10 protein-coding genes are annotated in these 12,913 nt (G+C 46.2%); 9 read left to right on the top strand and 1 reads right to left on the bottom strand.

Annotated elements, in window-relative coordinates; translation table 11 throughout:
- The first annotated feature begins 49 nt into the window (after positions 1-49).
- From FTW16_RS15200 to hflX, 9 genes are all read left to right on the top strand, one after another.
- On the top strand, positions 50-1,507 hold the full coding sequence (locus FTW16_RS15200) for a protein adenylyltransferase SelO (RefSeq protein WP_146491697.1): 1,458 nt from the start codon (positions 50-52) through the stop codon (positions 1,505-1,507).
- Positions 1,508-1,658: 151 nt separating this feature from the next.
- On the top strand, positions 1,659-2,387 hold the full coding sequence (locus tag FTW16_RS15205; protein ID WP_146491698.1) for a response regulator: 729 nt from the start codon (positions 1,659-1,661) through the stop codon (positions 2,385-2,387).
- A 13-nt stretch (positions 2,388-2,400) separates the two neighbouring features.
- Positions 2,401-3,846 carry an ATP-binding protein gene (locus tag FTW16_RS15210; protein ID WP_146491699.1) on the top strand — a complete coding sequence of 482 codons (1,446 nt, stop codon included), beginning with the start codon at positions 2,401-2,403 and terminating at the stop codon, positions 3,844-3,846.
- A 111-nt stretch (positions 3,847-3,957) separates the two neighbouring features.
- On the top strand, positions 3,958-5,205 hold the full coding sequence (locus tag FTW16_RS15215) for an ABC transporter substrate-binding protein (RefSeq protein WP_146491700.1): 1,248 nt from the start codon (positions 3,958-3,960) through the stop codon (positions 5,203-5,205).
- A 144-nt stretch (positions 5,206-5,349) separates the two neighbouring features.
- Positions 5,350-6,288 carry a carbohydrate ABC transporter permease gene (locus FTW16_RS15220; RefSeq protein WP_146491701.1) on the top strand — a complete coding sequence of 313 codons (939 nt, stop codon included), beginning with the start codon at positions 5,350-5,352 and terminating at the stop codon, positions 6,286-6,288.
- Complete coding sequence (locus tag FTW16_RS15225) at positions 6,285-7,142, top strand: carbohydrate ABC transporter permease (protein ID WP_048661487.1); 858 nt, start codon at positions 6,285-6,287, stop codon at positions 7,140-7,142. The genes FTW16_RS15220 and FTW16_RS15225 overlap by 4 nt, the downstream gene beginning before the upstream one ends.
- A 6-nt stretch (positions 7,143-7,148) precedes the next feature.
- Positions 7,149-8,261 carry an ABC transporter ATP-binding protein gene (locus FTW16_RS15230; protein WP_060983551.1) on the top strand — a complete coding sequence of 371 codons (1,113 nt, stop codon included), beginning with the start codon at positions 7,149-7,151 and terminating at the stop codon, positions 8,259-8,261.
- A gap of 140 nt (positions 8,262-8,401) precedes the next feature.
- On the top strand, positions 8,402-9,541 hold the full coding sequence (locus FTW16_RS15235) for a S8 family serine peptidase (RefSeq protein ID WP_081090157.1): 1,140 nt from the start codon (positions 8,402-8,404) through the stop codon (positions 9,539-9,541).
- 235 nt (positions 9,542-9,776) lie between these two features.
- The gene (gene hflX, locus FTW16_RS15240) at positions 9,777-11,144 is read left to right on the top strand and encodes a GTPase HflX (RefSeq protein ID WP_146491702.1); all 1,368 of its coding nucleotides are present in this window, start codon (positions 9,777-9,779) and stop codon (positions 11,142-11,144) included.
- Between the two features lie 98 nt (positions 11,145-11,242).
- Here hflX and pfaD read toward each other — a convergent pair whose 3' ends face one another.
- The gene (gene pfaD / locus FTW16_RS15245; protein ID WP_146491703.1) at positions 11,243-12,880 is read right to left on the bottom strand and encodes an eicosapentaenoate synthase subunit PfaD; all 1,638 of its coding nucleotides are present in this window, start codon (positions 12,878-12,880) and stop codon (positions 11,243-11,245) included.
- Positions 12,881-12,913: the final 33 nt, after the last annotated feature.

A 12,913-nucleotide genomic window follows, 5' to 3' on the forward strand; every position in this document is an offset into this window, starting at 1 on the left:
ATCAAACTGTGATAATCTTAAGTTATCTTTTATCTACAGTGTATCTCTCATGTCTGTCTGGGATTCTATTTCATTTAACAATCGATTTACTGCATTACCTCGACTGTTCTATACCCCAATTCAACCTACACCGCTCAGCAATGTCCAATGGCTCGCATGGAACCATAACCTTGCGAATGAACTCGGCTTTCCGTTATTTGAGGATGCCTCAGAGGAATTGCTTGAGACGTTATCCGGCAATGTTGAACCTGAGCAATTCTCGCCAGTAGCAATGAAATACGCAGGCCATCAGTTTGGCTCTTATAACCCTGATTTAGGTGATGGAAGAGGGTTGCTTTTGGCGCAAGTTGTCGCTAAAAGCGGTGAAACGTTCGACTTACACCTTAAAGGTGCGGGCAAAACACCCTATTCGCGTATGGGCGATGGCCGTGCGGTTATTCGTTCAACTGTGCGTGAGTATCTGTGTAGCGAAGCAATGGCAGGGCTTAATATCCCAACCACACGTGCATTAGCCATGATGACAAGTGACACGCCTGTTTACCGAGAGAAACAAGAGTGGGGCGCATTACTGGTGCGTGCTGCAGAATCTCACATTCGATTTGGCCACTTTGAACATCTTTTTTATACCAATCAATTAGCTGAGCATAAGTTACTGGCTGATAAAGTTATTGAGTGGCATTTTCCTGAATGTCTCGATGAAGAAAAACCCTACGCAGCCATGTTTAATGAGATTGTTGATCGCACTGCAGAGATGGTCGCATTGTGGCAAGCGAATGGCTTTGCTCACGGAGTAATGAACACCGATAACATGTCGATCATCGGCCAAACCTTCGATTATGGCCCGTTCGCCTTCTTAGATGAATATGATCCAAGATTGATCTGTAATCACTCCGACTACCAAGGTCGTTATGCCTTTAATCAACAGCCTAGAATTGGATTATGGAATTTATCGGCACTGGCTCATTCTCTTTCGCCGCTGGTGGATAAAGCCGGTTTAGAGGCTGCGTTAGAACAGTACGAGCCGCAAATGAATGGTTACTTCAGCCAGTTGATGCGTCGTAAGTTAGGATTGCTTTCGAAACACGAAGGTGACAGTCGCTTGTTTGAATCGTTGTTCGAGCTGATGTCGCAAAACAAAGTCGATTACCCAAGGTTCTTTAGAACACTGTCGAACCTAGATACATTGCCGCCGCAAGACGTAATTGATTTGATTATCGACCGAGATGCAGCAAAGCTATGGTTGGATAACTACTTGCAACGCTGTGAATTGGAAGAGAGTTCAGTGGCCGAGCGCTGTGAAAAGATGAGACAAGTAAACCCGAAATACATCCTCAGAAACTACCTAGCCCAGCTTGCGATAGATAAAGCTGAGCGCGGTGATAGCAGTGATATTGACGCATTAATGGTGGTGTTGGCCGATCCTTATGCGGAACACCCTGAATACGAACATCTTGCCGCGTTACCACCAGAGTGGGGCAAAGCGATGGAGATCAGCTGCTCGTCGTAAATCGATTCGCTTAATCAAACGAGTGGATAGAGGTCACTTAGTTGTGATCTCTGTCTGTTTGTTCTTCTAATTTTACAAACATATCAATAATCAAATGCTCAACCTGCCTATAGACTATGTGAATAAGTTGTAAATTTAATAGGTTTGGGCGATGCCAACAAATACTCGAATTCTCGTGGTGGATGATGATCAAGAAATCCGCGAGCTGCTGGAAGAGTACCTCACAAAATCGGGTTTCGATGTCTCCTCAGTTGGAGACGGTGTTGAACTCGAAACTCACCTGCAAAGCCTAGGCTATCCTGACCTGATTCTGCTTGATGTGATGCTGCCCGGTGATGACGGTTTTACCTTGTGTCAACGCGTCCGCAAACAATCGAATGTGCCTATTATCATGCTGACTGCGGTATCGGATGAAACCGACCAGATCATCGGCTTAGAAATTGGTGCAGATGACTACATCGCCAAGCCATTTAGCCCTCGTCAGTTAATGGCGCGTATCAAAGCCTTGTTACGCCGTGTTCAAGTCGTCGATGACAAACCCAATGATGCACTGCCAAAGCAGATCATTTTTGGTGATTGGACGCTCGATACGCTCGCGCATCGAATTTCCCACAATGAAAGCTCAGAAGAGATGGACTTGTCGGGCAGTGATTTCTCACTGTTAATGCTATTTCTAACTCGCCCTAATGAAGTGTTAGACCGAGATACCATCTCTTTCGCCACCAGAGGCCGTGAAGCATTGCCTTTTGAACGTGGCATTGATGTGCAGCTTAGCCGCCTGAGAAGTCGATTGGGTGACAGTGGTAAATATCCTCACTACATCAAAACCATGCGCGGCAACGGCTACATTCTGGCTGTGCCTGTGCATTATGAGCACTGAGTAAGAAGTCCGTATGAAGTGGTTGAGAAGTTTAAAGCCAAATTCCTTGGTTGCTCGAACCTTGTTATTAACCTTGTTGGCGGTGGTCATTGCTCAAGGTATCGCAACCTCTATTTGGTACAGCGAATCTAAACATAAAGAACTGGAAGGGATTCGTTCTGCTTCATCGAGTATGGCGAACATGTTTGCTTCAACGGTGACTTTCTTCCAGTCTCTGCCCGTTAAATATCGTCATATCGTATTAGACCAAATTCGAAATATGGGCGGGACGCGTTTCTTCGTCTCTTTTAATAAAGAGGCTTTGATTGTTGAACCGATCCCCGATACCCGCTTGAAAACGGCCTCGATAGAAGCCATAGAAAGTGTGTTGAGTAGCAAGCTCAATAAAGTGGAATCGGTACGCGTCGATTTTTCTCGTCCAGAGCACCTTCGATTACTTAAAAACGACATCTACTTAAGTGATCTCCCTCGATCGTGGGCCCATCACACATTAACCTTAGAACCTCTTAATCCGCCTATTCTGGTTGTGCAGATTGAATTAGCCAGTCATGAATGGGTGTACATTGCCGCACTGTTGCCTGCACCTTACGTAAAACTGGATGACACTATTCTTGGCCGTGAACAGGTGATCTTCTTGCTCTCTTCAACACTCATTCTATTGGTGTTGACCTACTTAATGATTCGCCGCCAAGTACGCCCGCTTAAAAAGTTAGCAAGAGCTGCTAATGAGATGAGCATGGATATTCAGCAGCCTCCGCTTAACGAAGAAGGGGCAACTGAACTGGTCACAGCGACTCGGGCTTTTAATCGGATGCAGCAGCGCATCCGTCGCTATGTGGCCGATAGAGAACACCTCTTCTCAGCTATTTCTCATGACTTAAAGACACCAATAACACGTCTTAGATTGCGGGCTGAATTGTTGGAGAGTGAAGTAAAGAAAGATAAGTTCAATAAAGACTTGGACGAGCTAGAAATGATGGTCAAAGGTGCGTTACAAGCGGTAAGAGACACCGATCTACACGAGAATAATGCCATTATTGACCTCAATGAAATGGTGCTCTCTGTGATTGAATCTCATAACCAGTACCAAACAAAGGTAGAGTTCGAGCCGGTCGTCATTGAGCCATTGGTCGCGAAACCACTGGCGATTAAGCGTGTATTGACTAACTTAATCGACAACGCAGTTAAGTATGGTTCATCTGCCGTAGTGGAAGTCAGTGGTGATGAGCTTTGGGTGGTCGTGACTATTCAAGACCGTGGTAATGGCATTCCAGAAGACAAACTAGAGATGGTCTTTGAACCTTACTTTAGGCTGGCAACCGACGACCAAGGACACGGACTTGGCCTCGGGATCTGCCGAAATATCCTGCACGGACACGGCGGAGATCTCATTATTCGCAACTCATCTCAAGGCGGATTAGAAGCCAAAGTCTATATCCCAACAGGCCTAGAAGTGTAATGTAACAATTGTGTTACATAGGGCTTACCTTTTGTTTCAATCTTATCAATCAGAATAAGTAGACTCTTTATTGAACCGGACGTCGAGTCCGCTAAAACATGGAAGATAATAATGAAAATCAATAAAACCCTACTTACTCTATCTCTTCTTGCTGCCTCAACATTTTCTCAAGCTGGTGAAGTGGAAGTGCTTCACTGGTGGACTGCCGGTGGCGAAGCGAAATCCGCAGCGGTACTGAAAGAGATGATTGAAGAACAAGGCCATACTTGGAAAGATTTTGCTGTTGCTGGTGGCGGCGGTGAAAGTGCGATGACTGTTTTGAAAACTCGAGCAGTATCGGGCAATCCTCCATCTGCGGCGCAGATTAAAGGTCATGATATTCAAGAGTGGGGTGGTTTAGGTTTTCTGACGTCTCTCGATGCGACTGCTAAACAAGAACAATGGGATGAACTACTACCAGAAGTAGTGACTAAAGTGATGAAGTGGGATGGCGAATATGTGGCGGTTCCTGTCAACGTTCACCGTGTTAACTGGCTTTGGGCTAACCCTGTTGTTTTAGAAAAATCGGGCGTTACGGTTCCAACTACGTTAGATGAGTTCTTTGTTGCTGCAGACAAGATTAAAGCAGCTGGCTTCATTCCATTGGCTCACGGTGGTCAACCTTGGCAAGATGCAACCGTATTCGAAGCGGTGGCTCTTGATGTTCTAGGCAGTGAAGATTACAACAAGGCGTTCGTTGATCTTGATATGGACGTATTATCGGGCGACAAGATGGTGGAAGTGTTCACCAAGTTCAAAAAGATGCGTGACTACATCGACAGCAACTCGCCAGGTCGTGATTGGAACGTCGCAACTTCAATGGTTATCAATGGCGAAGCCGCGATGCAAATCATGGGTGACTGGGCGAAAGGTGAATTTACTGCGGCAGGTAAAGTGCCGGGTAAAGATTACACCTGTGCCCCAGCTCCGGGTACTGACGGCCAATTTACCTTCAACATCGATAGCTTTGCGTTCTTTGAGTTAAGCGATAAAGAGAACCAAAAAGCGCAGCAAGATCTAGCGAAAACCATTCTTACGAAAGATTTCCAAGAAGTCTTCAACCTTAACAAAGGTTCTATCCCTGTACGTCTAGATATGGACATGTCTAAGTTTGACCAATGTGCGTTGGACTCAATGTCAACCTTCAAAGCGAGTGCTGAATCTGGCGATCTTGTTCCGAGTATGGCTCACGGCCTAGCGACAACAAGCTACGCTCAAGGCGCGATCTATGACGTAGTGACCAACTTCTTCAACGAGAAAGATGCCGATCCGAAACAAGCGGCAGCTAAGTTAGCAAAAGCAGTGAAAGCGGCTATCTAATCTCAATTGGTTTAACACCAAACCCCCAGGGTGGGTAGGCTCGTAGGGAGCCTATCTGCTCTTCACTCCCAATTCTGATATGCGTGATGCTGATGTGGTGCCGAGAGGTAAGCCATTGGCTCGATTGTGCAACAAGGATAAGTTATGGAGCATGTTTTGACTGAGTCGACTCCAAAACCGACAAGGAGCCAGCCTGCACCGAAACCGAGTTTTGCTGACAGGTTGCAACATTGGTTACCTAAAATTGTACTGGCGCCGACCGCGTTAGTGACCGTGGTGTGTATCTACGGCTACATTTTTTGGACGGCAGCGTTGTCGTTCACTAACTCTCGATTTCTGCCGAGCTTTAACTTCGTTGGGTTAACCCAATATGAAAAGCTGATGGATAACGATCGCTGGATCACCTCAATCACCAACCTCGGTGTGTTTGGCTTTCTATTCATGGCTATTGCCATCTTGCTTGGTGTTGGTTTAGCGATATTGCTTGACCAGAATATCCGCCAAGAAGGGGCAATTCGTACTATCTACCTGTACCCAATGGCGTTGTCATTCATCGTGACAGGTACGGCGTGGAAATGGATTCTTAATCCGGGTCTTGGCATTGAAAAGTTGATGCAAGATTGGGGATTTACTGACTTCAAATTTGATTGGTTAGTCGACTCGGAAATGTCGGTGTATACCTTAGTTATCGCGGCACTGTGGCAGTCTTCAGGCTTCGTGATGGCGATGTTCTTAGCGGGTCTGCGTGGTATCGATTCATCAATCATCAAAGCAGCTCAAATTGACGGTGCAAGCTTACCTACCATCTATCTCAAAATCATTCTACCTTGCTTGCGCCCTGTGGTTTTCAGCGCGGTGATCATCACGTCACACATTGCGATTAAGAGCTTTGACCTTGTGACCGCAATGACAGCGGGTGGCCCGGGTTATTCATCGGATCTTCCTGCGCTATTCATGTACGCACACTCATTTACACGTGGGCAAATTGGTCTTGGTGCTGCCAGTGCCATGATGATGCTTGCCGGTATTTTAGCGATTCTAGTGCCTTACCTTTACTCTGAACTTAGGGAGAAAAAGTCATGATGAATAACATCAATTTTGCTCGAATGTTTATCTATTCAGCACTGCTTTTCTTCTGTTTAGTGTATCTAATGCCATTGTTCGTAATGGTACTGACCTCATTCAAAACTCTGCCTGATATCAAGGCGGGTAACTTGATGAGCTTGCCAAAAGAGTGGGTGTTTGATGCTTGGTATAAAGCGTGGGACACCGCTTGTACTGGTGTGAAGTGCGAAGGCATTAAAGGCTACTTCTGGAACTCGTTCCAAATGGTGATTCCTGCGGTAGCGATTTCAACATTGTTGGGTGCATTCAATGGCTATGTGGTAACGAAATGGCAATTTAGAGGCTCAAACCTGTTCTTTAGCTTGTTGCTCTTTGGCTGCTTCATTCCATTCCAAGTAGTGCTGCTGCCAATGGCAACCATGCTTGGCAAGATGGGGTTAGCGAACACCACGATTGGCTTGGTGATTGTGCACGTTATCTATGGCATGGCGTTTACCACTCTGTTTTTCCGTAACTTCTATATCTCGATTCCTGATGAATTGATCAAAGCGGCAAAACTTGATGGTGCAGGTTTCTTTACCATCTTCTTCAAGATCTTATTACCGATCTCAACGCCAATCATCATGGTGACGGTGATCTGGCAGTTCACCGCAATCTGGAATGATTTCTTGTTCGGGGTGGTTTACTCAGGTTCAGAAACTCAGCCGATCACCGTGGCATTAAACAACCTAGTCAACACCAGCACTGGCGTTAAAGAATATAACGTCGACATGGCTGCCGCGATTATCGCCGCACTACCAACACTGTTGGTGTACGTCTTCGCAGGAAAATATTTTGTTCGTGGCCTAACGGCAGGATCAGTAAAAGGATAATTACCCATGGCAACATTAGATTTAAAACAGATCCGTAAAACCTATCGCAACGCGGACAACGAAACGTTAAAGGGCATCGACATCAGTATCGATTCGGGGGAATTTTTGATACTTGTCGGCCCTTCGGGGTGTGGAAAATCCACCCTAATGAACACCATCGCTGGGCTAGAGAATATTAGCTCAGGTGAGATTGTGATTGATGGTGTTGACGTGGCGCAGGTTGAACCTAAAGACCGCGACATCGCGATGGTATTCCAATCATACGCACTTTATCCAAACATGACGGTACGCGGCAATATCGCTTTCGGTTTGAAGATTCGTAAGATGCCTCAGGAAGAGATCGATGCTGAAGTCAATCGAGTTGCTGAAATGCTGCAAATCGAACAGTTACTTGATCGTAAACCATCGCAGCTTTCTGGTGGCCAGCGTCAACGTGTCGCGATGGGCCGCGCTCTGGCTCGTCGTCCGAAGCTGTATCTGTTTGATGAGCCGCTTTCTAACTTGGATGCCAAGCTACGTGTTGAGATGCGTCATCAGATTAAACGTCTGCACCAGAAGCTCAACACCACGATTGTTTATGTAACCCATGATCAGATCGAAGCAATGACACTAGCGGATCGCATCGCAGTAATGAAAGATGGTGAACTGCAGCAACTTGGCACACCACAAGAGATCTACACTAAGCCAAATAACATGTTTGTGGCTGGCTTTATGGGGTCACCGTCAATGAACTTCATTAAAACCATGGTGGATTTGGATGAGGAACAGAATCCGATTATCAAGGTGGTTGGCACGGCAGATCAAGAACACCACATTCGTTTGCCACAGAGTATGCGCGACCAAGATGGCAAAGAGTTGGTGATTGGGTTGCGTCCAGAACACATTACTGAGCAAGAAGGTGATGATGTGTCGGCAACCACGAAGCTAGACTTACAACTGGAGGTATTGGAACCGACAGGGCCAGATACTATTGCAATGGTCAAAGTGAATGACCAAGAAGTCGCGTGTCGTTTGTCACCGGAATTTGAGGTATCGGTTGGTCAAATGGCACCACTGCATTTTGACTTATCAAAGGCGGTATTCTTTGATGCTCAGACAGAAGCGAGAATTGATTTCTAAGTGTTGCTAGCAAGTTAGTTTTACCAAACACCTCATCGTTGGATGGGGTGTTTTTGTATCAGGACAGACTAATTGTCATGTTGATGATAAAAAGCTCAGTAACGACTATGCTTTATGAGGTATTAATTTTTGGAAGAAGGATATCTGTAATGAGAGTCCAAATGTTTGCAGGAGCAATGTTACTTGCTCTTCTTTCCTTTCCTGTATCTGCTGTTGTTAATCATGATTTGAGAGACAGTTATATTGTTGTTCTTAAAGAGAGTACATCGGAGTCTCGGGCGAGTGATATCGCGCGTGAAGTTGCCAAAGGACACGGTGTGGTGGGGCATCAATATAGCCACGCCTTGAAAGGATTTTCTCTTAAGGTTCCAGAGCAAGCTCTCAAAGGTCTTAAAAATAAGTTCCCCGAGATTGATTATATTGAGCCTGATATCGTCATGCACGCTTTACCTCGAGGGGGCAAACCTAATCGAGGCGGAGATAGTGTTGAGCGAGACCCACAACAGATCCCTTGGGGGATCACCAGAGTTAACGGTGGTACTGGTGATATGAGTGGTGCCTCCGTCGTTGCTTGGGTGATAGACTCGGGTATTGACAGCGACCACCCAGATTTAAATGTAAATAAATCCCGAGGGGCAAATTTTACTCGCGGTAAGAAAAATAATACTAATGATGGTAATGGGCACGGTACGCATGTAGCAGGTACCATTGGGGCTTATGATGACGGTTTTGATGTCGTTGGCGTAGCCCCCGGTGTACAGGTCATTCCCGTACGAGTGTTAGATAACAGTGGTAGTGGTTCAATGTCGGGCGTGATTGCAGGTGTTGATCATGTTGCACGCTATGGCGCCTCTGGTGACTGTGCCAATATGAGCTTGGGAGGCTCGGGATATTCGGCGGCCTTGGATAGTGCAATTAAAACAGCGGCAGCAAAAGGGATATTTTTCTCAATTGCAGCGGGTAATTCAGGCCAGGATGCCAGTGGTTTTACGCCTGCTAGCACCAACGGCACGAATATATTTACTATCTCCGCATTTGGTGAAACTAGCGATAACTTCGCTTACTTTTCCAATTATGGTTCTGATGTAGATTACGCTCAACCGGGAGTTGATGTGTTATCGACCAAAGCGGGAGGAGGAACAGTTTCTTACAATGGTACCTCAATGGCGGCTCCTCACTTTTGTGGAGTACTATTAGCCACCGGAGGCTCATTCTCTTTGGATGGAGCCGTGAATAATGATCCCGATGGATCTCCTGACCCTATTGCAGTGAGTAATTAATTCGTTTGACAGTGTTGATAGTTTAAGTAGGTGTAACAAATGCCGTTGTAGGCAATAAAAAGCGACCTGATGGGTCGTTTTTTATTGTGAATAATCATCGAGTAGACAGTTAATTATCATCAAAGCTGATATTTAGTGTGATGTGGCTATATAAAGCTGACGTAGAAACGCGTAGGATCAACTCAACTTTAGATCAAATACTAGGTTGCACTTTGGTGCATAAACAGAAGAATACATGAAACTAACAGCAAAACCCTCAGCTAGTAACGCTTTACTTATTTCTATTACGACACCGGACTTCAAAGGTGACGAAGCAAAAGAGTCTCTTGCCGAACTTGCTCGCTTAGTAACAACCCTAGGGTTTAAAGTGGTCGGTACTCAATCGCAGCACCACAGTTCAACTCAACGACAAAACGTGTTGGGTGCTGGTAAGCTTGCGGAAATTGCACACCTAACCGGCTACCAAGGTTCGATTGAAGAAGCAGAAGATGAAGACTTCCTTGATGAATCTGGTCTGTTTGATTCAGAAATCGACGAGCTAGATTTTGATGATCTTCCAACGGGCGACTTTCAATACGGCGCTGCTGATGTTGTGGTATTCGACTGTGATTTGAGCCCGTCTCAACTGCGTAATGTCGAATCTCACCTAGGTGTCGAAGTTTTTGACCGTACAGGCATCATCATTGAGATCTTCAGTCGCCACGCTCGTACTCGTACTGCTCGTCTGCAAGTTGATATCGCTCGTCTAAACTATTTAGTGCCACGACTTCGTGAAACGGCTGAGGGTGACAAAGAGCGCCAGATGGGTCAGGGCGCTGGTGAAACTTCACTAGAGCTAGACCGTCGTAACGTACGTGACCAAATTGCTGCGCTTAAGCGTGAGCTAGTAAGCGTACAAGATGAAATGAAGACCCGACGCACAAGGCGCGCGGAGCTTTTCACTGTTGCTTTAGTTGGCTACACCAATGCCGGTAAGTCTTCGATGATGCGTGCAATGACCGCAACCGAAGTGGTGGGTGAAGATAAACTGTTCGCAACGCTAGACACCACGGTTCGTGCGCTTCAACCAATTACTCAGCCGCGTATTCTGGTTTCAGATACAGTAGGTTTCATCAAGAAACTGCCACACGATTTGGTTGCTTCGTTCCACTCTACACTAGCAGAAGCGCATGATGCTTCATTGCTGCTTTATGTCGTTGATGCTTCTGACGTTTCATTCCGCGCACAACTTGATGTGGTACACGACGTATTGGCACAAGTGGGCGTTGAAGGTAGCGAAAAACTATTGGTGCTGAATAAGTGCGATAGATTGACGGAAGAACAGCAGTTAGAGCTGATCGAAGAATTCCCAGATGCGATGCTAACGTCGACTCGTGATCCGTTAGATATCACTAAACTACACAAGTACATCGTTGGTGTTGCTGAAGAAGGCATGATCGAAGAAGAGATCACTATCCCTTATTCTGGACAAGGCATCATCGGTGAGATTCGCTCAAACATGAGTGTGGTTAAAGAAGAGTACGACTACGAACATATTAAATTAACGGTTCGTTCAAGCGCGATTGATTTAGCGCGTTTGAAAAAGCGTATGCAGAAGTCTTAATTGTCTATCTAGTTGAGATAAGAACGTCCAAAGAAAAAGCGACCTAAGTGGTCGCTTTTTTTATTCGTTGAGCCTAGCTAATCTAAGTTATGAGTTACCTACGCCATTCTCTGAGTCGGCTTCCAGCGTGCAAGTTCTGGATCAAGCTTGATACCTTGCGAAGTCAGCAGGTTAACACGTGCTAAGTAAGCCGCACCGTGCATCAGGTGCTTGGCTAGGTCTACTGCATTACGTTGTTGGTAATCATCTAGGTAGCTGTCTTTTGCCCATGCGTTGAATGCGCCAAGTGCAGGGCCAGCCCATACTTGATAATCCATTTCACGGCCTTGTTCGCCTGTGTTTGACCAACGGCTAGAAAGACCCAAGTACCAGCGGAAAATCAACGCCATTTTACGTTTCGGGTTGCCTTCAGCACGTTCGATCTGTTTCGGGTCGCGTTCGTTAAAGTGAGCCACAGTGCCAGCCCAAATATCATCCAGTGTTGAACGGAATACTTGCTTCTCTAACTTCAGACGCTCTTCTACTGGAATCGCTTCAATTGAGTCGTAACGTGTGTACAGCTCATACAGTTTGTTTGCACGCATTGGGAATAAAGTGCCGCGTTTAACCACTTGTAGTTTCACGCCCATTTCGAACATGTCGGCCGCCGGAGCCATCGTCACGTCAGCCATTTCGGTTGTCGAAAGTAGCTTACGTGTGTGTGCGCTCGCGCCAGCCTCAACACACGCTTGGTTGATAGAACCAGTAACGATGTATGCCGCGCCCATGTTAAACGTCGCTAGAGCAGCGTCAGGCGTACCTACGCCACCACCACAACCGACACGTAGCGGTGTTTTGAATTGGTACTGAGCTTGGATTTGCTCTTTCAGTGCAAGAATCGTTGGCAGTAGGGTTACTAGCGGACGATTATCGGTGTGACCACCAGAATCGGCCTCTGCGGTAATGTCATCAGCCATAGGAACCAGCAGTGCTAGTTCCATCTGTTCTGCTGTAATTCGGCCTTCATCAACTAAAGCTTGCAGCATTTTAGTTGGAGCTGGTTGCATGAACTTACTTGCGACTTCAGTACGGCTTACCTTAGCAATAACCTTGTTGCCAATCTGAATCTCACCTTGTGCATCGCGGCTAAGGCCCGCTGCACGGTAGTGAACGATTTGCGGTGTTAGACCTAAGAAAGCAGAAGCCTCAACCGTTTTCACTTTGTGCTTCAAAAACAGCTCAACACTGCCGCGCTCTAGCGCTGGTTCGCTTGGGCTGTGAATCAAGTTAAACGCGTAAGGACCGTTTGGTAGTGCAGCTTGAATGCGGTTGATCGCTTGCTCAACGCGAGACGGGATTAAGCCCGCCGCGCCAAATGAACAAAGAATGCCAGCTTGACCAAGAGCAATCACCAACTCTTCAGATGAAATGCCATTTGCCATTGCGCCAGCATAGTAAGCGTATTTCACGCCATGACAGCGACGAAAATCTTCGTCGCCTAGGCTTTGTGTACCAAGAGCTGGAGCAAAGGCGCTGACAGGTTGGCTGTTCGCAGAGCTTGCTGAATCGCCCGATGCAATCTCAGCTTGTTGGCTTACACCTAAGCCTTTTTCTGGGTGGTTCACTACGTAACAAGCAAGGCTTAAGTCTTTTAATATTGTCGACATTGCTGCGTTATCGAAATGGGTAGTGCTCCCTTCAATCTGCCAAGGCCACGGAGATAGCTTTTCGTTATTAATTGTAGTTTGAGTTGTCATACTAAATTCTTTCCTAATTCTTTGTCTCTAATG

Origin of the sequence: Vibrio sp. T20, from assembly GCF_007858795.1 — a bacterium.
GTDB classification, from domain to species: Bacteria; Pseudomonadota; Gammaproteobacteria; order Enterobacterales; family Vibrionaceae; genus Vibrio; species Vibrio satsumensis.

Coding starts and splice junctions, on each gene's coding strand:
- FTW16_RS15200 (WP_146491697.1), top strand. CDS start 50: ATGTCTGTCTGGGATTCTATTTCATTTAACAATCGATTTACTGCATTA.
- FTW16_RS15205 (WP_146491698.1), top strand. CDS start 1,659: ATGCCAACAAATACTCGAATTCTCGTGGTGGATGATGATCAAGAAATC.
- FTW16_RS15210 (WP_146491699.1), top strand. CDS start 2,401: ATGAAGTGGTTGAGAAGTTTAAAGCCAAATTCCTTGGTTGCTCGAACC.
- FTW16_RS15215 (WP_146491700.1), top strand. CDS start 3,958: ATGAAAATCAATAAAACCCTACTTACTCTATCTCTTCTTGCTGCCTCA.
- FTW16_RS15220 (WP_146491701.1), top strand. CDS start 5,350: ATGGAGCATGTTTTGACTGAGTCGACTCCAAAACCGACAAGGAGCCAG.
- FTW16_RS15225 (WP_048661487.1), top strand. CDS start 6,285: ATGATGAATAACATCAATTTTGCTCGAATGTTTATCTATTCAGCACTG.
- FTW16_RS15230 (WP_060983551.1), top strand. CDS start 7,149: ATGGCAACATTAGATTTAAAACAGATCCGTAAAACCTATCGCAACGCG.
- hflX (WP_146491702.1), top strand. CDS start 9,777: ATGAAACTAACAGCAAAACCCTCAGCTAGTAACGCTTTACTTATTTCT.
- pfaD (WP_146491703.1), bottom strand. CDS start 12,880: ATGACAACTCAAACTACAATTAATAACGAAAAGCTATCTCCGTGGCCT.